Origin of the sequence: Chromobacterium sp. ASV23, assembly GCF_016428945.1 — a bacterium.
Lineage (GTDB): Bacteria > Pseudomonadota > Gammaproteobacteria > Burkholderiales > Chromobacteriaceae > Chromobacterium > Chromobacterium sinusclupearum.
This window is the reverse complement of record NZ_JAELTR010000291.1, coordinates 1-252: the sequence shown is the minus strand read 5'-3', so window position 1 is coordinate 252 and position 252 is coordinate 1. Positions and strand designations below refer to the sequence as shown.

Here is a 252-nt window from a genome sequence, read left to right as displayed (position 1 = left end):
CCCCCCCCCCCCCCCCCCCCCCCCCCCCCCCCCCCCCCCCCCCCCCCCCCCCCTTTTCAAGCAGAAGACGGCATACGCGATAATTGGCGGAGTCTCGTGGGCTCGGAGATGTGTATAAGAGACAGGCCCAGCACCGAGCCGTTGGGGCCGGGCAGGCCGAGACTCTGGTAATCGTAGCCGCGCACGCTGTTGGCGCCGCCGGCGCGGAACAGCAGGGCCGACGGCACTTGCGCGCCCTCCTTGGCCCAGACC

The 252-nt window shown here is 72.6% G+C and carries 1 protein-coding gene; it reads right to left on the bottom strand.

The window, feature by feature from the left end; all coding sequences use genetic code 11:
- Nucleotides 1-56: 56 nt before the first annotated feature.
- The coding region (locus JHD59_RS23065) for a hypothetical protein (protein ID WP_233164495.1) at nt 57-252 on the bottom strand (196 nt) is incomplete at its 5' end.